This window comes from Paenibacillus lacisediminis, assembly GCF_046567315.2.
Genome location: NZ_JBKIAX020000017.1, coordinates 107,772 through 132,241, shown reverse-complemented (window position 1 = coordinate 132,241; position 24,470 = coordinate 107,772). Strand labels below are relative to the sequence as shown.

Annotated in this window: 21 protein-coding genes; all 21 read right to left on the bottom strand. The window is 38.8% G+C overall.

The features are described 5' to 3' along the window. Positions 1 to 3: 3 nt before the first annotated feature. The 21 genes from ACLD72_RS25825 to ACLD72_RS25725 all read right to left on the bottom strand — a co-directional run bounded on the left by ACLD72_RS25825 (position 4) and on the right by ACLD72_RS25725 (position 24,457). Complete coding sequence (locus ACLD72_RS25825) at positions 4 to 2,031, bottom strand: hypothetical protein (protein WP_411001231.1); 2,028 nt, start codon at positions 2,029 to 2,031, stop codon at positions 4 to 6. Between the two features lie 24 nt (positions 2,032 to 2,055). Next, the gene (locus tag ACLD72_RS25820) at positions 2,056 to 2,757 is read right to left on the bottom strand and encodes a discoidin domain-containing protein (RefSeq protein WP_411001233.1); all 702 of its coding nucleotides are present in this window, start codon (positions 2,755 to 2,757) and stop codon (positions 2,056 to 2,058) included. Positions 2,758 to 2,789: 32 nt separating this feature from the next. Then, on the bottom strand, positions 2,790 to 3,485 hold the full coding sequence (locus ACLD72_RS25815; protein WP_458476219.1) for a hypothetical protein: 696 nt from the start codon (positions 3,483 to 3,485) through the stop codon (positions 2,790 to 2,792). A 70-nt stretch (positions 3,486 to 3,555) separates the two neighbouring features. After that, the gene (locus tag ACLD72_RS25810) at positions 3,556 to 5,382 is read right to left on the bottom strand and encodes an SPRY domain-containing protein (protein WP_411001237.1); all 1,827 of its coding nucleotides are present in this window, start codon (positions 5,380 to 5,382) and stop codon (positions 3,556 to 3,558) included. 3 nt (positions 5,383 to 5,385) lie between these two features. Continuing rightward, on the bottom strand, positions 5,386 to 6,087 hold the full coding sequence (locus tag ACLD72_RS25805; RefSeq protein WP_411001239.1) for a hypothetical protein: 702 nt from the start codon (positions 6,085 to 6,087) through the stop codon (positions 5,386 to 5,388). Positions 6,088 to 6,089: 2 nt separating this feature from the next. Then, positions 6,090 to 6,680 carry a hypothetical protein gene (locus ACLD72_RS25800; protein ID WP_411001241.1) on the bottom strand — a complete coding sequence of 197 codons (591 nt, stop codon included), beginning with the start codon at positions 6,678 to 6,680 and terminating at the stop codon, positions 6,090 to 6,092. 42 nt (positions 6,681 to 6,722) lie between these two features. Further along, positions 6,723 to 7,064 carry a hypothetical protein gene (locus ACLD72_RS25795; protein ID WP_411001243.1) on the bottom strand — a complete coding sequence of 114 codons (342 nt, stop codon included), beginning with the start codon at positions 7,062 to 7,064 and terminating at the stop codon, positions 6,723 to 6,725. A gap of 14 nt (positions 7,065 to 7,078) precedes the next feature. Beyond that, positions 7,079 to 7,690, bottom strand: a complete 612-nt coding sequence (locus ACLD72_RS25790) for a hypothetical protein (RefSeq protein WP_411001245.1) — start codon at positions 7,688 to 7,690, stop codon at positions 7,079 to 7,081. Between the two features lie 73 nt (positions 7,691 to 7,763). Next, the gene (locus ACLD72_RS25785) at positions 7,764 to 8,306 is read right to left on the bottom strand and encodes a hypothetical protein (protein WP_411001247.1); all 543 of its coding nucleotides are present in this window, start codon (positions 8,304 to 8,306) and stop codon (positions 7,764 to 7,766) included. 26 nt (positions 8,307 to 8,332) lie between these two features. Continuing rightward, positions 8,333 to 9,493, bottom strand: coding sequence for a hypothetical protein (locus tag ACLD72_RS25780; RefSeq protein WP_411001249.1), 1,161 nt, complete (start codon positions 9,491 to 9,493; stop codon positions 8,333 to 8,335). A gap of 16 nt (positions 9,494 to 9,509) precedes the next feature. Beyond that, complete coding sequence (locus ACLD72_RS25775; RefSeq protein ID WP_458476218.1) at positions 9,510 to 10,178, bottom strand: hypothetical protein; 669 nt, start codon at positions 10,176 to 10,178, stop codon at positions 9,510 to 9,512. Continuing rightward, a complete protein-coding gene (locus ACLD72_RS25770) occupies positions 10,162 to 10,800 on the bottom strand; it encodes a hypothetical protein (RefSeq protein ID WP_411001252.1) in 639 nt (212 codons plus the stop codon). The genes ACLD72_RS25775 and ACLD72_RS25770 overlap by 17 nt, the downstream gene beginning before the upstream one ends. Positions 10,801 to 10,815: 15 nt before the next feature. Further along, the gene (locus ACLD72_RS25765; RefSeq protein ID WP_411001254.1) at positions 10,816 to 11,439 is read right to left on the bottom strand and encodes a phage tail domain-containing protein; all 624 of its coding nucleotides are present in this window, start codon (positions 11,437 to 11,439) and stop codon (positions 10,816 to 10,818) included. Between the two features lie 11 nt (positions 11,440 to 11,450). Continuing rightward, positions 11,451 to 11,900: a hypothetical protein gene (locus ACLD72_RS25760; protein ID WP_411001256.1), complete on the bottom strand. Its 450-nt coding sequence runs from the start codon at positions 11,898 to 11,900 to the stop codon at positions 11,451 to 11,453. 82 nt (positions 11,901 to 11,982) lie between these two features. Beyond that, positions 11,983 to 15,435: a phage tail spike protein gene (locus ACLD72_RS25755; RefSeq protein WP_411001258.1), complete on the bottom strand. Its 3,453-nt coding sequence runs from the start codon at positions 15,433 to 15,435 to the stop codon at positions 11,983 to 11,985. Positions 15,436 to 15,474: 39 nt separating this feature from the next. Continuing rightward, positions 15,475 to 21,468 carry a phage tail tape measure protein gene (locus ACLD72_RS25750; RefSeq protein WP_411001259.1) on the bottom strand — a complete coding sequence of 1,998 codons (5,994 nt, stop codon included), beginning with the start codon at positions 21,466 to 21,468 and terminating at the stop codon, positions 15,475 to 15,477. 83 nt (positions 21,469 to 21,551) lie between these two features. After that, positions 21,552 to 21,986 carry a hypothetical protein gene (locus ACLD72_RS25745; protein ID WP_411001261.1) on the bottom strand — a complete coding sequence of 145 codons (435 nt, stop codon included), beginning with the start codon at positions 21,984 to 21,986 and terminating at the stop codon, positions 21,552 to 21,554. A 16-nt stretch (positions 21,987 to 22,002) separates the two neighbouring features. Beyond that, positions 22,003 to 22,566, bottom strand: a complete 564-nt coding sequence (locus ACLD72_RS25740; RefSeq protein WP_411001263.1) for a hypothetical protein — start codon at positions 22,564 to 22,566, stop codon at positions 22,003 to 22,005. A gap of 70 nt (positions 22,567 to 22,636) precedes the next feature. Continuing rightward, on the bottom strand, positions 22,637 to 23,392 hold the full coding sequence (locus ACLD72_RS25735; RefSeq protein ID WP_411001265.1) for a hypothetical protein: 756 nt from the start codon (positions 23,390 to 23,392) through the stop codon (positions 22,637 to 22,639). A gap of 49 nt (positions 23,393 to 23,441) precedes the next feature. Next, positions 23,442 to 24,170: a hypothetical protein gene (locus tag ACLD72_RS25730; protein ID WP_458476217.1), complete on the bottom strand. Its 729-nt coding sequence runs from the start codon at positions 24,168 to 24,170 to the stop codon at positions 23,442 to 23,444. After that, positions 24,167 to 24,457, bottom strand: coding sequence for an HU family DNA-binding protein (locus tag ACLD72_RS25725; protein WP_411001268.1), 291 nt, complete (start codon positions 24,455 to 24,457; stop codon positions 24,167 to 24,169). Before ACLD72_RS25725 ends, ACLD72_RS25730 begins: the two co-directional genes overlap by 4 nt. Positions 24,458 to 24,470 lie beyond the last annotated feature (13 nt).

Here is a 24,470-nt window from a genome sequence, read left to right as displayed (position 1 = left end):
AGATTAAACAGGATCTACTTTAGCCCTGATTTCAAATTGCCCATTAGGATCGGGCTGCGCGTTGATTTGAGTCGCGATGCGAACATAAAATTCATTTTCTTCATCAGGTTCAATAAACTTGTTAAACAAAATAAAATCCTCCGGTATAAATGGGGAGGAGGTGTAGGACATTTGAATTTCTACGCCATCAGGCAAATTTTCTTTCTGCACTTCCAAGAGCAGGTTTTGGACACGTTCGCCCAACTGGTTCTTTACTATGACTTTTTGGTCGATCGTAGTTTGACCGGCAACGATGATATCAAAATCAAGGTACTTGAGAATTCCGCCAAAAGTATCTGAATAGTATTGTTTATTTTCATCCATAAACATCAGACCGGAATAGGTGCCGACAAATTTGTTCTCCCAAACATCCGTCTGTCCCCAGGCGTCCTGGAATTCAACCTTTAGAGCATTTTCCACCCCAAAAATAATATCTCGTTCCGAAATATTCAATTGAATGTTCAGTGGGGAGGGGGCCAAACTCGTAAATGCTCCATCTTGCGGGTAATAAGGCTTCCCATTGAGGAAAACTCTATATTGTACTTTGCCCTTATCCGCATCGTCCAAATTTCCAATCAGTTTATTGCCAGCAACTTTAATATTGATTGTCGCTAATGTGTTCAAAAGATAAAAAGATGCACTCGTGAATTTTACATCCTCTAATGGAGAGCTAGTTATTATTTTTATATTATCGACCTTTATGGGGTCATTTAAATGAATTGATTCATCTAAGTTGTAGGCCAGGCGAATATTCTCACCTTTGTTCTTAAAATGTTTTTCTTTGAGTTTGCCTATATCATGCACAGTCATTGCGTTATTCTTTACTTGATCCAAATCATCAATATCAATAACATTCCATACACCATATCTGCATGATTCCCACGTGCGTCCTTGATCAAAAGACATTAGCATTTTAAGTTTTCCGGTATCTCCAACTTTATCAGCAATAACGTTTTGAATAGTGCCGAAAATCTCAAAATCATTTGGAGTAATAAAAATCTGCTCGAATGGCAATGCATTCATTTCAATGTCCAATTTTTCAATTTCTTCATTGTCTGTCCATGTAACAATTTCAAAATCGCCTTCAAGATCATCCAGTGGACTATAGTTAGCATCAATTACAAGTTCAGCAGACTCTTTTGTTGGGTCATCTGTGTAGTACAATACATCAACACTATCACTAAACTCGTCATATAGGGTAAATGGCTCAGTTTCTAAAGTAATTGTTGATTCTATTTTGTTTGGGTCGTCTGTATATTCGATTAACTTGATAGTCTGTCCGGCAAATTCGTCTTCGAGGGTGAATGGCTCTGTTTCGATGCTAAATTGCACTTCTGTTTTATTAGGGTCATCTGTCCAATGGTGTAACTCAACATCACCATGAAGTTCTGCCCATGCTGATTCTGGAATAGTTGAAATATCATTTAATCCATAAGTTAAAAATAAATCCTCTGTTAGATTTGTTCCAATAGATTCAAACTTATTATCTTTATAAGTCTTATATTCATTTTCATTAAATATAAGTGACCTATACTCATAAATAACTTCCATCATTTCTAATTCATATATAAAAACAGTTCCTGAATATGATGAACTAACGTTAAGTCTATAGTACATGTATTGATTTGAATTATCGAAGTTATACTCTCTTTTTTCTGCATCTCCAAATTTGAATGAAGGACTATTTGTAACAGAATGAAGAATATCATAATTCACATTATCGTTAGAACCCTCAAAAGTCCAATTTTTAGGACTGCAATTATTTGACCCAGTACTAACAATAGTATATTTTGCAATTGTCTTTTTTTCTGGAAATTTATATGCTAATTTGAATGAACCACTTCCGCTTGCATAAATTGAAGAATTAATTCTATCAAATGCCTTCCATGCTTCATACCCATTCATCCATACGCTACTTGCACTAGCAACTCCACTTGGAGTAGTGTTACTTGTCATTTTTGGTATGGCTGTTGTATTGCTTACATATGCCATTTGATCGCCCCTTTCCAAAGGAAGTTATAGGATTTTACTTTTTTTAATTGGCGTTTTATTGGTATCGAGCTTTTGCTTAAATACTTTTCCTGTGCCTAAAACTTCAAACTCTCTATTAACATATATTTTCTTTGTTAATGGATGCGAAAGTTCGATCGTTGTACCTCTTATAATTCCATTATTTATATAATCATTTTCATCTATTAATTCAAATATCTTATAAGAATCAGTGGTTATAGTTAAACATTTATTGTCAAATATTAGAAATGACTTGTTTTCATAAATAGTTTCCATCATTTGAATATTTCTTATTCTTGTATAAAACCCCGATGAGACAGTTTCATAAATAGTTATCCGATAATATAAATATGGAGTAGAATTTGAAAAAGTGAACTCCTTCTTTTCACCATTCCCCCAATTATTGATTCCCGATCTGCTGTCTAATACAACCCAATTTGTTCCGTTCTTTGAACCTTGAAAGTCCCATTTTGTCATCATTCCTGCAACACCATTTGGAGTTACTGTGACTGTATATTTTGTTACAATTCTCTTTGCGTTAAATTTATATTGAATCCATAATGGCTTAGTTGTTGTTGATGAAACCCAATCAGATGAGTTTGAGTTAAACGCATAATATGGGTTACTTCCGTTTATCGCACTTACCTCACCACTGGGTGTGGTATTTGAGGTCATATTTGGAATAATATTGTCACTATAATAAGCCATTTTCCTCACCATCCTATCTCATTAAACTTTCTTCAATTTAAATTAATTTTATCAACTCTGCTCTTTGACAAATCAATTGTATGCTCAAAGGTTTTTCCAGAGCCTAAAGCTTGACTATTCCCTATAATTTCTTTTATTTTTTTGCCAATGGGAATATTGAAAGGCATTTCTATTCCGTAATTTATAAAATTTTCTTCTGTAAAAGCAGGTAATTTGATCATGAGTTCATCTTTGAATGAAAAGATGTTATCATTCATTGAAAACAAAGCCCTACTATAATATTGCCTTCCAACATACCATTCATCCCACTCTGTATAACTTGCTGTGCCTGTTACTCTATATTGACCTTTGTCTAGCTTCCCAAATAATTGATACCATGTACCGTCAGATTTAGTAGGATAAGTTCCAATTAGCTCATATACCCCGTTCTTCAACATTTCTAATTTCACATCTTTGGGTGTCGATCCACTACTATCAGAATAAGTATTACCTAACGCCCAAATATATTCAATCGGTTCATCAGCTACAAATTCAAACGAACATCCACTATACATCATGATGCTTCCATAGCTTCCCAGCTTACTTGTGCTTCCATCAAATAATCTGGAAAAAACGCTTGGGTCATTTGTAACCTGTGTTGAGTTCGAGTATATTTTATTACACGATACCACCTGAATGCTTATCTCAGGATGCAAATTATCTATGCTTGGTTTAGCTATACCAGCCATCATCTCACCGTCCATTCTAAATAAAACTTGTATTCTATTTACAAAACAAAAAGAAGTAGAGCATTGCGCTCTACTTCACATTGATACGAGTAATTTCAAAATTTTTTTTTAGATCAATTTTCTCCTTAAAAACCCTGCCATTTCCATGTACTTCGCCAGCAGTAGTGTTATCATCCATTAAGTACATTAGAGTTATCGTTTTTCTATCTAACACAGATAGATTATCCATTCCTTCACTTTTAATAGTGTCTAGGGAGGGTAATGTTGTCGAAATTGTTTTCCATGATGATTTATATGTTTTATATTCGTTGTTTATTTTAATAAACGATTTGTACCAAGGTGGAAATTCAATTTCAAGGACAGGGCGGAAGCCAACATCTGTGGTAGCAACACTTGACGCAGCATTTTGAGCAAAATATCCAGCACTTTGATACCCTCTTCTAGTTCTATTAGATGCGCCAGTTGTCATCGTAGTAGAAGTCCAAGAAGAAATATTTGACCAATTCCAAACGTTATTATCTCCTGCTGTGATCGTTCCATTTAGTGTCGAGTTAACAATGTATTTATCCCATTCATTGTCTTTATCAGATAATAAGACGCCACCTGTCATGAGTCTTACTGTACAGCGATTTTCGCTGCCAGCAAGTGGTTTAGATTCAGACCTGGTTCTTGTATTGTATCCCGGAGCATTTGTAGTATTGTACGAAAATGCGGACGCACCAAAATTAGCAACAGTAACAATTGAAGACGTTGTCCAAGAAAAGATAAAAGGAAACATATCTTTCTCGTTGCTAAATTGAGAAATTGATACAGAATCACCAACTTGAATTCCATTTTTATAGAATGTGATGGTTTTTGCATCAGTGTTAGTCAATATACCTGCTGTATCCCCAGGTCTCAATTGCTGATATAAACCAAATACGTATTTAGCGCCCGCAGGCTGGCTGCTGGGCACTGCATATACATTATATACGGCATTACAAAATCCTACACCCCAGGCATTATTTGAACCTGATGAGTATTTCACTTCAAAGTAAAAGATGCCTTCGCCAAGCCGAATAGGCCGTGTTGCCCTTACTGCTGTTGCATTCGTAGAAGTAACCGTTAGGTTGCCATTCGATAAAGATTGATTACTACCAGTTGCATTAGGGTTCCAAGTAGTTGAAAGATCGAAACTATTGACCTCTACCCCGCTTCCGCTTGCTATCCCTGCATTATTAAAAATATCCCAAGAAATACTGTGTTGAATGTTTCTATCTGGTAATAAAATCTTTTTTTTATTCCAATCTTCCACCATAATAAAGTAAAAATCACCATTAGGCGTAGCTGTACTTGAAGCAGGTATAAAATCAGATGTTTCTTGTCCTAGCCCGCTAAATGTACCAGCCTGTTCAGATGCGGCTTGATAATGACAACGAATGCGTTTGCTAATGTTGAGATCATTAATGTTGGTTACTTCGTCAGGATGAAAAAGGCGACCAGTATCATCAATATCAATGGCATCCAAGGCCAACTGTCCACTTGTATTTGATTTTATTCTTACAGTGTGTATTCCCCGATTCAAATCCTTTTTTTCGAATAGTAGTATTTGAGATTGATAGCCGCTAGATTCTGACTTGGAATTATAATGATATACTTCATCATCTATCATTATTTCAACATCAGAAGAATACACATCTCCGTAAAAAGATATAACTCTTATTTTACTTCCTTCGAAGTTAAATGATACATAATCATCTAATACTCCAGTATAGGAATCAGTATTGTTAAATTGTGGATTTACAGTTGCTGTTGTTCTAAATGTCCAAGTTCCAACATATTTAAATGCAGTATTTCGATCATCATATCTCTTCCAACCAGCTTCTGTTTGCGTTAGTTGTTGTCCAATAGTTGCCATGTATTACACCTCCTTGTATTCAAAGACTGGGCGGAAACCATAATCCACTCCTGAGCCAGAACTTGAACCAAAATTCATTTGACTTGGTAATGCAGTCATTTTAGCTCTGTATACTCTCATATTATTGGCTCCAGCAGCACTAGTAGTTCCACTACGAACCAATCCATTTATTGTAGTATCCTGACAATAGGTATACGGCACACTGTCTCTTTCCCTGTTATGGTGAAATACATCGTCAACTGTCTTTCCCTGCTGAATCTTGTTTTTTGGAAAATTCACAATATACATGTCCCACTCATTATTAGTAGGCCATCCACCATAACCTTGATCAGTTAAACTCTTATTTCTATTTACATCTGTATAAGCAACGCCACCTGTAAGAGAACGTAACTTTCCACTTATTCCTCCCAAGGTTGTTTCAACTCCTTGGATCCATTTGTATGTTCCGTTTAGCGAGTCCCAAGAAACTGTATTGTGTGTTACCCTGTCACTTATAAGCAGACCCTTATTAACTTTGATCATGTAATGATATTTATTGGTTAAATCGCTTCCCCAAACTACTCCTGTGTATGGAATTTCTGTAAGACTACTAATGTCAACTCCTATTTTCCATTCAGAGTTAACATATGCTCTTACAATATAATCCCCAATCTTCATATCCTCAATTTTTTCTCTCTCAACGCCTGTAGTCGCAGGAACTGGCATGATCACACCTCCGCTCTGCTCAAGTTAATAACTTTCTTGAACTTAGATTTTTCTACATATGAAACGAATACCTTTCCCTCGTTTGTCCATGCCTCATCTTTAACTCCATCGAGAACATAATTTTTCTTAAACTCAAGATAACCATTTGAGATATTCAAATAATCATTGTTGTATTTACCCTGCTCATTGAAATCATCAACGGTTCGTGTTGAATTAATTCTGTTTGCTGTGATTTCAATTTTGATTCTTGCAAATAGGCCAACGGGGGACAGAATGCTCCCATCAGAATAATTAATTTCAACATAATCCGTCCATGTAATGCGATCAGTGGATGATTGCGTATAAATTTTGTAACTTCCGCTTCCTTTGGAGATCACATCTCTAGCGACTCTTTTAAATGCAGTAAATTTATCTTTTATATTTATGATTTCAGATTCCCAATGCCCCGTATCAACAAATATCGAGTTGCCGTTATCATCAATACCGACTTCGCGCAATTGTAATTTTCCGTCTTTGATTTCTGTATTGACAAAGGTGCCTTTGGTTAGATCAATAGGTATTCCAATCTCCTGTGTTACGGCCATTTTATTCATTCACCCTCCAGGATTAAGTGCATAAAAGACACTTTCATGTACTTAAAAATATTCATCAAAAAACGTTCCGCTAATATTTATAATGTCTTTTCCATTAGTCATGCGAACAACCACAACGTTGTATTTTTCATCCTTATGATATCCACCCAAAAGCACCTCAATAGGGAAACCAGACAACGTAACTTTGTTTTTGATTTCATCCACCAATTCAGAATCATTTGCTGTGAATTCCGTTTTGTAAGAGCCTGGGGAAAGGGTGATGTCGTAAGTGCTGTCATTCGCTTCTATGGTTAAAACATTATTGGAGTCCGTTATTGCTTTTTCGCCATTTATTGTTTTGTTTCCCCAAACCCGCTTGTAACTGTCAATATAAAAACCTTCCATATAAAATCACCTCATTATTTGATTTCCCAATTGATAACACCCATTTGGTTTTTTACTAACGGTGCATCGATCGTATTTACTGTCAATCCATTGACACGAATTATTAATTTTCCGTCTAAGTCTTGGTCAGAGCTGATTTTTATTTCGAAATAAGGGCATTGCCGGTATGGGAGATGGAGGATGTTAAAAAAGTTGATGTGTACTCCTTCAAGCTCCATTTTCTTTTTGTATCCAAGACTGTACTCTGTAATTTGTTGGTTTGATGTTTTTAAGCCGCTGGAGAAGAAGTCTGCTTCAGCGATAGCATTTTTATAGGTAATAATGTCGTTATATAAAAAAGTTCTTCCGGTTAACGGATACTCTTGAACGTCGGTGACGTACGAGACCATGATTCGATTTCCGTTAATATTGAATACGCCGTTGGCGACATCAAAAAATATTTGGGACCCTTCACCGATAAGTCCAAATTTTATTATTTTTTCTTTATCTATATCATAAAAGTTGTTAGGCTTTTTTGTATTCAAATCAAATTCAGATAAATAGGTAATATCGTAGTATTCGGCAACCCAAATAAAGGATTGAGTAGGTACAGGCGACCGGCCATATTGTTTGTTTTCAAAAATCAAATTTGCAAAACTCCTCCCATTGTATTGTGAGAAAAAAAGATGGGGGATGAGCCCCCATCTTTTTAGTAATTATTTATACATAACGGTAAGAAACACGGATTTTAAATTGTTGTCTGCCGGATTTGGCATCCAGCGGCACGGCAGCTTGAAGACTAACTGTGGCATAATTTCCCGCTGCATCCACAGGATTACCGTTATTATTTACACCTAAAATCTCTTTAGCTCCAGGCTTAAGCGGGGTAGGGTAGAGTGCTCCAGTAAAATCCTTAGTCGTGGCGCCTGTAGTGCCAATTGCTTTGGAGTAATCTTTACCGATAGCGGACGATGGATCGGCCAGATCCGATTCGCCAAGACTGTCTACTTGAGCGTGAAACCAGTTGTTCTTAACGACTTCAACTTCGTTGCCTACCGTATTGCCAAGACCGCCGGACATATCGCGAGTAGTGATCGTGCAATCTTCCATTTTGGACACATCCTCGGCTTTGCCTTTATTGTTCCAAATATTGAAGGTGTAAATAGGGGAGAGGTCTCCTGCATCAATAATTTTAAAATCGAATGGAGCGGTTACTTCCTTTGTGTGTGTTGCGTCATACCAGCTAATAATAGGTTGAGCCATGATTGCATTTCTCCTTTATGAGTCGATTATTTTGTTCTTATTACTAAATAAATGGACATGCTTTGCACATTAATGCCGAGATCCTCGACATTAACTCGGAACATGTCGCCTTTATTTACGGTTTTTGTTTTGATCGTTGCTGTTTTATCGTCGGCGTATTCCAACGCTTTAAAATGCAGCTTCTTGTCCAATACGCCTGTCCAATCCATGAAGTTTCTTGATTTTTCAATATTAATTAAGGTTTCCGTGTCTCCAGAAACTTTGCAAACTGCGTTTACAGAAAGTAATTCTCCATCATACAGAAAAGGGATGATTTGCTGTTGTACGCCAAACTCCAATACTCCATCCAGATAAATAACGATTACTCGTTCATTTAGAGTAGAGGGGAAGGATTTTAGCTTTAAATGCTCCGCAACGCTCATCAATCCATCTTTGTATTCACTGACCGGCTGAATATTTTCACCAAAAATATCGATAAGAACCCAATCATTGCCGTCATATCTGTATCGTTTGCCATCCTTGTACGTCTGAACGGTCCAACCCACCTCGGGATGGGGGTACGTGGCATACAGCTCTTTCATATCCGCCACAGCCGTTTTAAAGGCTAACTTGGTCGTTTTGTACGCATCCAAGGCCAAATCTCTGGCTCTGTCCGCTTCATCGGCGGCTCTGTTGGCGTTATCCGTAGATTTTTGCGACTCCTCGATAACAAGTCTGGTTTCGGAAATGAGTTCTTCTACGCGGCCAATGAGTTGATTGTTTTCAGCTAATTTGCGTTCAATCTCGTCAATGTAGTCTTGTAAAGTTACTACAACATCAGGATTTCGGCTAACGAGAGCATAAATTCGGGAAGCCGGATATAATATCAGACCTCTGCCTTTATAGCGGCATAAAATAGCCTTTCCGATTAATGACTCATGGACCTGGATCGAGCCAATCGAATAATTAACCAGAAATTCATTGGGGGCAAGCCTTGGCCGTTTTTCATACACCTCTTGGTCAATTTCTACCATTCCCGAAATATGTACTCTCTCCGTAATAGAAGGGATTTCCAATAGCGTGATCATCCCGTTTGACTGCACAACCAGAGAATCAGCGCGATCTTTGTATGGATCGTCATCCGTGCCTTTTCTCATGATAATCGTGATTGGGTCATTATACTGAAGCTGTGTTATTAAATCAGGCAAATAATCACCTCCCTACTTAAAGAAGCTTAAATTGGTATCTAAACGTAATGTCTGCAATGCCATTGACCCGTAACACATTTTTGCCGACAGGGAAGCTCAAAAAATTGTCGTTAAAATCCTTATATCTATAAGTAACAGCTAAGCTGGTTTCGATATCTTGGTTCTCATTGTCTACAAAAACAGTCTCACCGTCGATTAAGTTATTAAATTTAAACTCTTCATTATTGTGCGTTAAATTGACAATGGAGAAATCGCCATTGCCTTTTTTGGTGATCCAGATCTCAGGGCTGCAGGGAAGATCGCCTTTGTTACCGAAAACTAATACCGGTTCGAAATAAAAGGTAACGCTTTTGAACACTGGTTTATGCTCATACGCCTTGGACTGCATTAGCACCCGATAGACGATACTTGCTCCGTACAGACCGGTATCTTCGTTGATGTCCGGGATTTGCCCTCCATTCACGCAGTTCCGCCACTCTGTCCAATGATATCCGCCGTCAAAGGATACTCTCGTTTGAATGATGACTTGGGTGTTTTCGGGAGCTTCGCTTTCCCAGGTTATTTTGGTCATCGCTCCATCGCAGCTTATGGGAATAGAGAGTGGGGGAGAGGTATACACTCCTCTTAAATTGATTAGGGATATCCATCTGGCCATATCTATATCACCATCACTCGATTTTTCCAAATGGACGATAGAGGGCGGCTACGCCGCTTTCCTGCCATTTAGCGATTTTATAACTGTGCCATACGGCGTTATTGTCATAGGTGGTCGCCCCATCGACTAAGACCCAGCCAGGTTCTGTATCCCCGGATTCACCGGACTGAATGCAGACATAAAAGCGGCCGTTATCTACCGTAGGGAATACTATATCATCAACTTCATACAAATGATTGGGATTCCAGGTGTTGCCTCCTCTGGTGTCCTGTACAACCCCGCTATCCGAGACTGGAAAAATAGGTTCAATCAGTCCGCTATAACCCGTTTGTATGCATGTGTAGTAGTGACCGTTATCTTTAGCCGGAACCACGCGATCCCCATTCGCATATGACTTTAATTTCTGCCATTTTGGGGCGGCAATCCCTGTGCGAATGTTAACCCATCCGACATAACCGCCTATTTCCAAATGATTTGCGTAAAGGATATGTTTGCTGGGCCAATTTCCGCTAGTAGGGAGAGAATCGGCATAGTCGGGTGAAATATCATCCAATACTTGGAAATTGGCGCCTAGAGCTTCCAGGGTAGGCCCGATTTCATCCACTTCCCAATCCGGCTTGGCCAATCTTAATTTCGTTGTATATGTTGACATTTTTTACTCCTTTCTTTAAGCAATAAACTGTTGATCCAAATCAGCCCATTTTATGCTATAAGGGAAGTCGTTCCACTTCATTTTTTGGGGATTGAGAATTAGACTTCCGTTTGTATCGACGACGAGTGATTTTTTGTCCCCTTGCCTGAAATCATTGCTTGTATTTGAATATGCACTCTGTTCCCACTGGTATAAACGAGAGGTCATAACAGGGGAATAGGAGTAGGGGCTGTCGCAAAGAAAAGTAAGACTGACATATCCCTGACTTAAGCAATTATGGACTAACGTTGGATCATCTACTACAATCGCGTAAAATATCCGCTCGGGGCTTCTCCCGATCTCGTTGGTAAAATATAATTCCTGATAATAATCATGTTCCGTAAGCCATCGCGCCACCTCTCTCAGCTTTTGCGTGTCGTAATAATCTTCGAATGCAAAGGAAACATTAAATTTAAGCGGACTTTTGGTTACACTTTGCAAATAAGGCCGGTCACGGCCTTTAGCCGCTAAGAGATTTGCTTCTCTCGAAGCGGCCAAAGCTTCTTCCTGCATCCCGCTGCTCACATTGACGTTAATGATTCCGAATTTCTCTGATACAATGCCTGCATACGAAAAATATAGGGAATCCCTGATAGTCATAGTTCACCTTCCTAACTTTCGAATTTCACTTTCTCGTTCCCGTCTTTTATGGTTGTTATTGCGCCTAGACAGGTTTCTACCCGAGATCCAATAAGAGCAATTGCTTTTTCGCCCAGTTTTCCTTTGGAGCTTCCTGAAATAATTTTTCCATGACCAGCACCACTTTTGCCTGGCTTTATATTACGTATATCTATACTTCTGCTGTTCTCTGGGACGGGTGGACTAGCTACCCAAGTTTCATTGGTTATATTATCAACAGTAGCTACGTTCTCCCCCATTATTTTCATTTTTGATGATGGAACAACAACAGAGCCTGTTATTCTTGCTCCAGTTTCACCATCTTCACTGAAAACCCATTTCCGCACCCCGTTATCTAATTCCCAACTCCAAATTTCATATGTTATACATCCTGGCACTATCGTCTCTTTAATTTGAGAGCCGTTAATAGCTACTCCGGGCATAATTAAGCCTCCTTTGAACTACATAAAATTGATCTTGCATCAGGACATAAAATAAAAAAGCCACCCAAATACTTGGGTGACTTTAAACAAAATTATATTCTGTACCACTTACATTAATTTTACCAGTGGAAACAATATCAATCTCTCCATTATTTTTAATAGTAATTTTAGTTCCACTTTCATGTTTTATATCAATATATCCAGTGGCTACTGATAATTCAATACCATCATCTTTAAATAATAATCGTCTTTCTTTCTGGTAATTGCTATTGTAGTATATAAAATCCCATTCTGTCTTAAGCTTTTCTATGAACGCTTTTCCGCCATTAGGGGTGCGGTCACCAGCACCCATTTGAATATACGGAGTAGCTAATTCACCGCTCCCACGAAAACCCAAAATCATTTTGTCTATTTCGGCCATATTGTAAATCATTACAGGCCAAGCAGTTACATCTGTTGTCATTTGCCCACTTTGAGAACTATCTATCCAATAAAGGGGTCTTCCATCAGGCAAAGTTTTTTGACTACTAGAGCCATCAGACATCCCGGTTATAAATTTTTGTATATTGCCTTCAATTCGAATATAATCTGACCAACCATTTAGTACTGCATTTGTCAATGTTGTCAAACGAGAAGAAGTTAAATTTGAAATGAAACCATCCGTTGCAGTTACTATGTTTGCTGCGATTAGTTGGGCATCAATTGCACCTGCTCCCACTACATCCCAATTGTTCATATAAATCTTTCGTTGACTGGAGTCCATTAACAGCAGATTGTTCCCGTCCGTTACAGCTACTTTTTTGAATTTAGCCGTTCCATCCATCGCTATGCTGGCTATAGCGTCATTAAAGTATTCAGCCCCAAACCAGAGGCCGTATTGCGGATACATTTTAATCATTCCACCGCGGTTATCGCGCAACTCCAAATCGGACCCTCTGATATGGCCATCCTTAAACAAACTGTTCGTAATTTCCGCAGAATCGGCAAACAGTTTGTTCATCCAAACATTGCCGTACATGTCCGCATGGAGCGGGGCAGTGGCCCACACCGAGCCTCCCAATTGGAAACCTTCATGGGTCACCTTGAATATTCTTTCGCCCTCACCGGCCTGAAAATTACCGATCATATAAAGGTCGCCATCCGTAGAGGTATAAAAGGTTTTCTGGAAGGTGCCATTTTTGTTTCTTTCGATAAAAAAGCCCTCATCGGCGGTAACGTTCGTCCGATTCAGGATCGTAAGATTGTTACAATCGGCAGGGGAGGCATAGCGATTAATAAACATGCCAAATTTATCCGGTGTTTCTTCCAGTAGACCTAGCTTCAGCACCTGACGGCCGCAGCGGTCATCGATCATTAATCTCGAGCCTTCGATGGTAAATACTCCGGTTGTGTCTCCGATGACGACTCGTTGTCCAAGAATGATTTTGCCCAAAACCATTTCCGCGATCACCCCGTCCGGAGAAATGGCCGTTTCGTACTTTAACCCTCCAGAGCGAGTCAAGCCCAAAACGCCGTGAGTTGCTCTTAAAAATCTTAGCGGATCATTGGGATCGATAATCGTGATGCCTTTGCGGTCGATGGTTACAAATTCATTTGAGGCCATATTGATTTCATTGGTGACCTTGTTCCAAAAATGATCAAATAGCCTCGACATTTCGGAGGAATCCACAACGGCTTGGCCCCACTTGGTTTTACTCACATCAACCAGGACATTCGTGTTCTTGGAATCACTGAGAAACTTCTCTATATTTTTACTCTCGTCATTAACGCTCTTGGCATTGGACAAAGTCAGTTTGATGTCGCTTTTATCAAAGTCATAGTTGATTTGCGTGATTCGGGCGGTAACATTCGTATTCGTGGGATCATATTTGATATTTACAAAATCGCCCAAAACCAGCTTGCTCCAATTGCGCTGTTCGCCCACAATCGCCAGGAAGTTAACGATATCAACCTCGATTGATAACTGCGGCTGCTGCAGTTCTTTGAATTTATCTTGAACCGCTTGATACAGATCTTTTTCATCGACATACACATCGTCACTAAAATCCCGCTCAATGACAAAAGGATTTAATTCATGGAGCTGATCCGCCGTGAAATTGCTTTCTGCCGACAAAGCGGTTTGCAAAGCGGAGATTTGCTCTTTCACCTCCTTGATTTGCCGGTTTTTATGATCTATTTCAAGTTGTTTTAGGTTGATTTGATTCTGCTTGTTGTCCAGGCTGTATCTTTCGATAATTTCTTGTTCATTATTGGAGGCGTTCCATTCATCCAGACTAATGTTGGCTACTTGAATGAATACGCTCGTATTGCCTCCATTAAGCACAACCTGTGCAGAACCAGCCTGGTTGATTTTGCCCAACAGCATCCATTTGCCCGCGGAAATCCCTTTGCTCTGACCATTCAGATAAACGGAAACGCCGGAAGGATTATCAACCTTGATCATAGCGGCATAGGCATAAGAACTGTTGAGTCCAAAGCTTCTCGATGTGTTTCCGCTATGCACGTATTTCTCGAAAAACATTTTTTGGTCAAACTGTTGGCTAAGCATCGTATCTGTAACCACAGCTTCGTCATTCTGTAATTTGTTTAGGTCGGCTTCCAACTGGTTTTGCTCCGCTTCAAACTGTTCCAACTGGTTCAAGTAGGACTCAAACAGACCGTTTTTGGATTCGACGAGCTCCTGGAAATCAAGCAAGGCATGGCATAAAGAATCGGACATATGATAGGAAGAGCTGATGACATTACGTTGTTCATCTCTCTTAAAGGGATACATAAAATAACCGAAATTTTCGATATACCCTTGTCCGGTAGGATTGACCTTATGAATCGTCAGCCCGTCTTTACCGGTGCCTGTCAGTCTAGTAACCATTTGATCGGACGTTGTCGTTTGGTTCATGCTTTTTAAATATTTGCCCCAACTGAACGTTAAGCCTCTATTAAGTCCAAACAGCTCCGGTTTCTTGAAGCTTACTGTCCTGGCATCCGTGTCAAATTCAACAATCGCGTTATAGGTCTCCGCCACGGCATAAATGGCCTCAAGCACGGTAGAAGAGGGGAATTCAAACGCTCTATACGTCAAATCGAAGTCCGCGTCGATATATCCAATATTCCAAATCGTATTTGCGAGCAAATCGGTTAAAACCTGCCTGCAATAATAAGACGTAACACTGTAATTTTTGATTAATTTGTTGGAAAGCTCATGTGCTGCAGAGTAACACCTTACGCTTTTGACGTCCTGATCTTGTTCGACGGCATCATTAATTTCAATAACGGTGAACCATTCCGTTTTATGATTGGTAACGACCTGGATTAAATATTTTTCGCGTAATAAGTCAACATTTTTATTTCTGACCCGTTTATGGTGGATATCCAGGTTGTAGTGGAGGCTGAACGATAATTCATAAACCTCGTTTAAAGCTGTTTTTAAACTATCATTGAACATCTCACTCAATTTACTGATCGGCTCTCTGTTCGGTTTGCACAAGAAATACTGCGGATGAATCGGCCTTAAATTATAGTCAATATCACCAAGCAAAAATTATTCCCCCTTTCAAATAAGAAAAGAGCAGGCCAATTATGTCCCGCTCTTAAAAATTCCGTTCTTATTTGCTTTATTTAAGGCAATCTGGAATTTATCCAATAATCCTGTTGCTGTGTCTCTATCATTCGCTTGAATAACGACCTGCTGTATGATGGTGCTATTGCTGTTGTTTCCACCTGCTGGAGCCGGGGAAGGGACCAAATTGTTCAAAGTAAAATTGGAGATACCGCTGGAAATTTTGCTGACCACCGTATTTATAAAATCTACAGGGTCATTCAAAATGACCTCACCTTTTTTCAAAATGGAAGGAACCTCATCCGATTTTAAAAACTTGCTCCACCATTTTCCGGTCGTTGTACCCTCCACACCAACTTCGCCGCCATCATGGTATACTTTGAGATCTTTTAACTTGTCATAACTTCCATCCGGGAAACTATATTGTTTCCTTAGAGCCTGATTCTCTTCAGATAATGAAGCGAAAATGCTCTCCAATCTAGCATATTGAGCTTTGTTATTCTTGGATTGCGCCATTTGTAATCTTATAGTCTCGGCTCGCTGTTTGTTGTTTAAATAGGTTTTCCAGGCGGCTTCTTTTTGCGGATCTGGTGTTTGCCCTGGTTTATTGCCGCTATTTGAACCGCTTGAGGGTAAGCTGGGAGTATAACCCGATTGATCGTCAGGAGCTTTAGAATAGTCCCCATTCGCATACTTTTGTAAGTTCTCAAGGCTTTTTTGCAAGGTAAAGTTAAGGTTTTCGAAAGCTTGATTGGTTGTAAAAGCGTGACCCTGCAAGGTGGTGAAGTAGTTTCCGTATTCCGTTTGAATTTCATTGATCGCCGCTTTCACAACGGTCGAATCTTGACTCAGCAGCCTTTGTTTTAAATCATAGAATTTCTTTTCATTTTCTAATCTGCTGTTGTATTCCTGTTCTCTGGCTGCTTGTTCCTTATCAAGCTTGTCCTTAATGGAATCACTGAGTGCATCTTCTATTTCCTTGTTTTTGTCAGCGTATTTTTTTCTATCATCAAGCTGATCTTGTAATCCTTGCTTGCGAAGTTCACGTTCCCGGTTAAGTTTAAACTCATCGATTTCTTCATTTTTGGTATTGAGCTGCTCTTGCAGTTCTTTAGTCTTGGCTTTACCTTGCATCGAGGTATCCATGGACCATTTGTTTATTTCATCAATGATCTTTTGGCGTTCCTCAAGCTTTTGGTTTAACTCTTTGGTGTAATCCTCGTCGGAAGCTTGCCGGTCAAAAGCTTTAATTTGAGCATTGATATATTCTTCAAATTGTTTATATTCATCGTCGATGTTTTTAGTTCTTTCCTTATGACGTTCTTCTTCTTCTTTGCGCTCTTGGTTAATAGCATCTAATTTCAGGTCTCGTTCACTTTCAATTGCTTTTTTTAACTCATTGATAATATTATCGGCAGCAGCTTCACGGAGCTGTTTCGCTTGCTCCATATTCGATTTGATGGCGGCTTCATTATCCATCCAAGCTTGAACTTCCTGGTTTAGTGTAGCGATTAATTCTGTTTTTTGATCAGCTGTTAATTTATCGCTTTGAATTTGCTCATTTAAGGTATTTATCACGGATTGATGTATAGCTTGTTGCTGTTTTAGCAGTGGAATCTGCTTTTCAAGCTCCTGATTGTATGCGGCAGAACCTTCTGTTAGCAGAGATAATTTAGCGTTTGAAAAGTCAATCCCTGCCCCGACTTTTTCAACCGCAGCCGCATATTCATCTAAAGTGCTCTGTACGATCGAGAAGTTTTTTTCCTTAATTTGTTGATCCACATCCCACCATTTCGTACTATTCTCAGCTTTTGTTTGATCGTACTCGCCGGAAGTTATCTTATATTCGGCCACCAGTTTATTCAGTTGCTTGTTTTGTGCTTCAATTTCTTTTTGCTTTTGCTCTAAAAGGGAGATCTGCACCTGTTGCTCTTTCCGCCATTCAGCGGAAGTAGAAGAGAGACGCGACTGTTTTCCTTGAGAAAGTGATATTTTATTTTCAAAACCGGAAAGTTTATTTTCCGATTCAGTGACTGTATCATCGATGACTAGTAAGTATGAGGCATAAATTTGTGCATCCAAGTCAGCTGCTTTTTTCTTAGCATCATCCATAGTCTCTAATTCGCTTTGAGACAGGACTTCAGTTTTATTCTTGGAGGTAGAAGGTGTTACGGAAGGTACTTCACGATCATCAACAATTCTTCTTGCTCCTTGATATTTAGGGGCCCAATAAGAACTATTTAGATTTGCGGTTTTAAGACCGAATTCTTCACCCATCTGAATAAATTTGTTATCCCCCATATAAATGCCAACATGGGAATTATCTTTGTTTGTGGTCTTAAAGAAAACAAGATCGCCAGGTTTCAGATCTTTTTTATCGACGGCAGTTCCTTGTTTGGCTTGTTCCGCCGCCGTTCTGGGCAGTTTAATGCCTAAAAATTCTTTGAACATTTCCTGAACAAATTGAGAACAGTCTGAAACTGCCTTATCAACAAATTGTTCATACGTTCCTTTAAACTCTCCGCCAATTTTGCCGTATTTAAATTCTCCTTGCAAATTTTGTGCAGCAGACAACATATTGCTAATTTTATTACCAGCACCATTAGAATTTGGAGTGGTAGTAAACGATTTTTTTGATGTTGCAGTTGCATTTGTAGATATAAGAGTGGAAGGGTTTTTAACCCCTTCTTCATAAATCTTCTTTTGTTCTTTAAGAAGTTTAATTTCTTCTAAAAGTGATTTCCTGTATTCTTCAGATCCTTTTTTAATTCTGGATCTTTTACTTTGTAAATTGTTTAACGCTTCTTCAATTTCTTTTAGGCGTTTTTGTTGTTCAGTAAGCAGTTCATTTGTTTCAGCGAGACTTTTGTTATTTTTATCAACACCTAAATCATTATCGGTTATACCGGTTAGATAGCTGTTGGCTAACTTTTCTAATTCTTCGTAATCCGAAACATTTTCTTTGATCGCATCAAATATAGGTTGTAGTATAGATAATTTATTCTTAAGAAATTGAGTATAACCCGAACCTTCTTCTTCGAGTGGTTGGCGAAATTTACCTAAACCAGCAAAAAGTAATTTATCAACCTGCTTAGAGGAATTTAATTCGGATTCTGTAGAATTTATTTCATCCTCAATTTTTGACAAATTATTTTTAGCGTCGGAAAGGGATTCAATGGCTTTTAATTCTAACCCATATGACTTGAGATTTTTAACAGAGTTATTCATTAATTCTATAGCTCTCTGTTTTTCATCATTTATGCTTGTTTTAAACAAATCAATTTTACTATTTCTTAGTTTAATTACCGCTTCTCTTTCAAAGGTATATCCGTCTTTAGTTTTCTTTAAATAATTACTAAGTTCAGGGTATTTTTGAATCAAATCCGTCATGGAGGCGGCGTTTTGAGACTGACCCTCATCAATATCTGATAGAAGTTGATTAAGGGGAACTATCTCGTCTTTTGCAGAACTGAATGATTCCCCCAGAGTTTTAGTTGCCTCACTGAAATTATAAAGATTTGGAGAAGGATCGTACTTATAACCTTTCCAATCTTTATAAAAATCTGATGCAGATCTTGATGCTTTTTCAATGCTTTCTATCAAATTTTTTATGGATGCATTTGGTATACCGATTGATTGACCCAAAGCATAAATATTTTCCGAGGCCTTCTTAATCCCTTCAGGGCTTTTTATCAGACTAAGTTTATTTAACTCTGTAACAAAATTCGAAAGCTCATAGGATTTGTCTTCTAATTGTTCAGCGCTTAATTCACCAATATCAAGAGAATTCGTAATTTCGTCAAACTGTTTGGAGAGATTGTCGGATAATTCAATATTATTTTGATCGAGAATAGTTCGAGTGAGATTATTTAAATGATCTCTTAAAATATTCGTGTGAGTCGCTAATTGTTGCTCGGATATGATTCGCTGTTTCTCTAATTTATTCAGTTCTGAATCGCTATACTTTATAAAAGTTGCGCTATATCCGCTTGAAACAACCGTACCACCTAATTTTATCTTGTTCTGAATATCTTCAATATCTTTCTTTGATTTTTCAACATTTTTTATATCTTTTTTAAAATTATCCTCAGCATCGAGAATTTGTTGTTTTTGCTCATTGTCGGCCAGCATTTGGGCATATTTCAACTCTTCTTTTATCGCTTCGGCATTTTTAAGATGTTTATTACCTTTATCATCGATTGAGTCAACGAGGTTGGGCATTAAATCAGATAATCTCTCAACCAAATCTGTATATTTTTGCTCTTGTTCAAGGTCGGTAAAAACAGTTCCACCGTTTGTGAGCTCATGAAGTTTATTATATTCATCTACTAATTTTATGATCGTATCTTTGTGATTTATCCAAGAATCTGCTACGATTTTATTTTGTTTTTCCAATTCTTCTTGAATCTTTTTTTGCTCTTGAAATTTATTATATAAATAAGTAAGACCTGAAACTACAGCGGTAATGGCTAGTGACAACCCCAGGCTAAGGACTGTTTGCAGACCAACTGCTGCAGCGCTTGCTGCTAATGATGCCAGCTTCAGCATATTCAAATTAACTCCCATTAATCGAGTGGAGCGTGAGGCTCTCGTAGCCATAGCAGATAGTCGATCCACATAATTATTGAATCTATTTAAAAGGGGAGACATCGATGACATTGTTGTGACCACGGTCTTGCCAGCACTAGTAAATCTAAACATCGCAGTTAGAGCTGAAAGTGTTGCAAAATTAAGTAAACCAAAATTCTCTACTAACTTTGTAAGCACATGAACTAAAGAGGTGCCCATATCAATGATAGTTTTCAATTGATTTGAGTTACCCATAGTTAACGCTAGATTTTCCCAGGCGGTTTGCATTTGCTGGATTTTGGCTTCAAGCGACCCCATGTATTCAGCGTTTTCCCGCATGGCCGATCCTTGGGAAGTCACCGCAGTTTCGCTGGCTCTTGTTGAAACATCATATTGGTTCATTAGAGCCAGAAAGCTTTGCATTTGATTTTGTCCAGCCAGTTGAGTGGCAATATTTTGCTGCTGCTCTGATGTTAACCCGCTCCATTTCGCCGCGAGTTCATCCAGAATAGCTGAAGCGCCTTTTGTATCTCCGTCAAAGCTTCTCATGGAGATCCCGATGGAATTTAGTACTTCTCTCGATTGTTCCAGGGTTGCTATTCTTGTATAAATCGTACTTAGGCTATTACCAATCGCAGTACCATTATCGTTCGTTGCGGCAGCAATCGCGGTAGTGTCCCCGATGACTTTTTCCATGGAAACACCGTAAGCGTTAGCCGCCGAACCGGCTTCAATTAAGCTTAGGGATAAATCCTTTGACGAGACGGCGAAGTTGTTGTCAACATTGGATAATGAATCGGCGACCCGGACGCTGTCTTCAGCCCTGACATTGAAATCGTTCATCGCCGCCGTCAGTGTTTTGACGGCTCCGCCAGGGGTTAACTCCGAAATATTCTGCAGCAAAGTGGCCGTTTTGGCGAGCGAAAGCGTTTGTCTTTCGTCATATCCCATTCCGGCAAATTCAAGAATAACATTATGTACTTCCTTGATAGATCTAGCGAACTCATTGGATATCTTGATATTGCCATTTAGCATATTGTCAAAATTGGTGTCCTCGTTCATTACTTTTTTTAACTGAGTCATTTGCGAGTCCACTTCAATAAGTGTTGCCACTATGCCTTGAAGATTTGCTGACACTGCCTCGGGCATCCATGATGTAAATGGTTGCATGGCTTTTTTCATGGTCTCGACAGCACTTGCCGATTTATTTGCGGCATCGCCTGCTTCATTGTTTGCGTTCTGAGTATTATTTGAATCGCTGATATTCTGCAAGTTAATTTCTAAATCTTTGATTTTTTTAGCGATGGCAGAAGTATCGACATTTAACTTGAGATTGAGTTTGTTGATTTTGCTCTCTAAGCGCTTGATCGCTTGATTCAAACTATGTTTTGCATCATTTTCATTAACCGTCAATCCTATGATGACACGTAAATCATTTGCCACGTCATTCACTCCTTTTTATTTAACCTTTACGCAAAATAAAAGAGCCAACGGTTTGGCTCCTATGGTTTCGAGTAAAGATGGTACTATTCTTGAGTCTCGAACCCCAGATTTTCGAATTTCTCGGCGAGCGTTTCATATTTAAATTGCTCATCACCCGTAAAAGCCAGGCCGCAATTCAGGACAGATTGAGCAACACTTTGAACCATGTTTTTCCTGTCAATCGTCAACTCAACATAGAACTCCTCATTCAGCAGAGGGAGGAGGGCGGCGTTAAATGCATTTAGGTCTTTAATATCGTAACGTTGGTAATCTCCTTCGTAAATAACGATAGGGTTGCCTTGTTCATCAAGACGGCAATGTTCTTTAATTAACTCATAATATTCGTCCCTGAATTGCTGCTCTCTTTCGACGAGTATTTTTAAAAATCTTGTGCGCATACGCGAACTATAATCCGTGAGTTCCAATTTATATAAAAATGAAATAGCGTAATCCAATTCATGGATATAGAATTTAAGCATCTATTTGTTCCCTTCTTTAATTGGACTTTTGACCAAACATCACATTCATAATCATATCTTTGTTTTCTAAATTGGAGTCATTGATGTAGTTGTATAGCTGCTGCTGCATGTCTTTGTTTGTTTTCACCAGCTCCTGATAAGCATCAAGCTTTTTCCACATCCGGTCATAAACTTTCTGGATCTCCGCTTTATCGAATGAATCAAAAATCTTTTCAGCCAAGTCGCTGTTTAAAATATTATTCAAGACATTCACTTTGTCTTCGAAATTGAAATCCAACTGCGTTGTTAATTTTGAGAAATAAAGCAGGATGTGAATATGCAAATAATCCAAAATTCTGTTATCTTTTAATTCCCCGAACTTTTGACTGTATTCGGATGTAAATTCCGCAAAGTCCGAAAGCATCTGATCAATACGGGTAGGGGAGAAGTGCACGTAAATTTCCGTATAACGTCCATCTTCAAAGCTAACCCTTTTTAGTTTCTCAAGTTGGGCGGCTTCCTGGATTAAAGAATCAAGTGTAACCTTTTTCTTTCTGCTTCGCGTGTTCACTTTTGCAGCGGTTGTTTTTTGAGTAGTCAACAAAATTCATCTCCCTTAACTGGCTTTGAAATAGAAAGAGAGACACCAATGTGGTGTCTCTCTGCATTTTTTACTCCTCTTCAAGCAAATCAATAACTACCATCGCGGTGGACTTGCGGTCCTTAAGCACGTCGGCCGTAAACGTGAACGGTTGAGGCTCGCCGGAGCTCGCCATTCCGATCGAGAAGTTTGGTTGAATTTTCAGTTTAGGAATTGTGTAGAGCGCTTCGACGTCCTTGCCGTCTTCGTTTCTCCAGAAAGTCGTTCCTTCAAGCTTATAAGTGGCAGGGAACAAGTCCGAAGCAATGGTCATGCTTTGAGTGGAGGCGGAAGCGGTGTAGTAATAATCGGCAATAACCTTATCGCCGGCTTTAATTCCGGTAACCGCACTCAAGTCAATTTCTTCAGTAACAGGGGTTGCCGCAATCGTTACATTCAATTTTTCGTTCAAGGATGTTTCATCAGATGTTTTGTAGAAATAGTATTTTTGATTCGTCAGCGGAGCTTTGGATAATGTAATTTTAGAATCGGCGGAAACCTCAACAACTTCTTTTTTATGTACGATTTTCGCGGATTTATTGAATTTAGATCCGGTGAGGACGGCCAACGATTCTTTAGAAATCAAGGCATCTTCCATTTTCATCGTAATGTCTTTATCCGAGTCCCAGCCAATAAGCCGCGGATGTCCTTTTCCGCCGCGTGCATAAACCGTCGAGCCGGCAAATTCAAGCGTGCTCGTCGTCAAGCTCTCAAGATAAACAACGGGTTCACCAGTCTTGACATCTTTCAGTACAACATCCATAATTTCACGAGATCCATAACGCATAGTATAAATTCCTCCTAATAATTAACGTATATTTTAGATTTAAAAATCTTTAAGCTTTACTCATCCAATGTTTTATTTCAACTTTTTGGGGGTCAGCACCATGTAAAATGGATTGGATACTGATTTCATAATCATTAAGCTGTTTCATCTTATTAAATTGATTGTTAAACTGAAATATATTTAAGTCAAAGACGTTGAAAATATTGATCCCATTTGCATTAGAGCATAATATGGAGACCAAATCATAGAATGTAAGGTTTTCAGAATCATCGGTCGAGTTTTTCTTTAAAGCTTGGATTTTCCGTCTATTTTCCAGTTGTTTTTCTCGGAGCTTTCTGACCCGATCGTTGACAGGATTAAAATCATCGAAATCAGGCTCAGAAAGACAGTTTTGGATTTTGACCACTTTTAGTATTTCGTTATAAATATCATTCGTTATTTTTTGATTATTTATATATAAACTGTCCGTATAGTAGATGTTAGACGATCCGATGATAAATTTTAATCCGGAATAGTATAGGGAGTAGATGTTAGCCGACTCGCCAAACATTTCAATAAAGTCGTAAATGCCGAGTTCATCCGGAAGGGTATTTATATAATCTTTGTGAATCAATTGATCCTTCGAAAGCATCATCAAGGAGAGATATTGGCTGTAAACATCGTATCCCAGCTCAATGATGTCTCTGATTTTAACTGGATAAATAGGAATGCCAGAAACAACTACCGGCAGGTTAGCAAGGGACTTTAATTTTATATTTTCGATATCCACTTGAATCACCTAAAGGTAAGTTGTTGTTTGATCTTGTCTTTTAAAGCCTTTGCGGCTTTGAAAGCCGGTTTTTTGCTGGCCGGAACAGCAACTTCTTCACCGGTTTGAAGATTGCGAGCTTTGCGTGCGGAAGTATCCTTGGATTCAAAGCACCCGAAACCGGGAATATTTACTTTTTCTCCATTGGCGATAGTATCTGCAATCATTTCAAATACGATCGGCACAAGTCGTTTAACTGCTTTTTGCTCCACACCCGTATGCTCCGCCACAGCTTTAATCAATTCTGTTTTGTTCATTTTTTCCCCTCCT

Excerpts from the sequence above, each read along its gene's own strand:
- ACLD72_RS25825 (WP_411001231.1), bottom strand. The coding sequence starts at position 2,031 with ATGGCATATGTAAGCAATACAACAGCCATACCAAAAATGACAAGTAAC.
- ACLD72_RS25820 (WP_411001233.1), bottom strand. The coding sequence starts at position 2,757 with ATGGCTTATTATAGTGACAATATTATTCCAAATATGACCTCAAATACC.
- ACLD72_RS25815 (WP_458476219.1), bottom strand. The coding sequence starts at position 3,485 with ATGGCTGGTATAGCTAAACCAAGCATAGATAATTTGCATCCTGAGATA.
- ACLD72_RS25810 (WP_411001237.1), bottom strand. The coding sequence starts at position 5,382 with ATGGCAACTATTGGACAACAACTAACGCAAACAGAAGCTGGTTGGAAG.
- ACLD72_RS25805 (WP_411001239.1), bottom strand. The coding sequence starts at position 6,087 with ATGCCAGTTCCTGCGACTACAGGCGTTGAGAGAGAAAAAATTGAGGAT.
- ACLD72_RS25800 (WP_411001241.1), bottom strand. The coding sequence starts at position 6,680 with ATGAATAAAATGGCCGTAACACAGGAGATTGGAATACCTATTGATCTA.
- ACLD72_RS25795 (WP_411001243.1), bottom strand. The coding sequence starts at position 7,064 with ATGGAAGGTTTTTATATTGACAGTTACAAGCGGGTTTGGGGAAACAAA.
- ACLD72_RS25785 (WP_411001247.1), bottom strand. The coding sequence starts at position 8,306 with ATGGCTCAACCTATTATTAGCTGGTATGACGCAACACACACAAAGGAA.
- ACLD72_RS25770 (WP_411001252.1), bottom strand. The coding sequence starts at position 10,800 with ATGTCAACATATACAACGAAATTAAGATTGGCCAAGCCGGATTGGGAA.
- ACLD72_RS25765 (WP_411001254.1), bottom strand. The coding sequence starts at position 11,439 with ATGACTATCAGGGATTCCCTATATTTTTCGTATGCAGGCATTGTATCA.
- ACLD72_RS25760 (WP_411001256.1), bottom strand. The coding sequence starts at position 11,900 with ATGCCCGGAGTAGCTATTAACGGCTCTCAAATTAAAGAGACGATAGTG.
- ACLD72_RS25745 (WP_411001261.1), bottom strand. The coding sequence starts at position 21,986 with ATGCTTAAATTCTATATCCATGAATTGGATTACGCTATTTCATTTTTA.
- ACLD72_RS25735 (WP_411001265.1), bottom strand. The coding sequence starts at position 23,392 with ATGCGTTATGGATCTCGTGAAATTATGGATGTTGTACTGAAAGATGTC.
- ACLD72_RS25725 (WP_411001268.1), bottom strand. The coding sequence starts at position 24,457 with ATGAACAAAACAGAATTGATTAAAGCTGTGGCGGAGCATACGGGTGTG.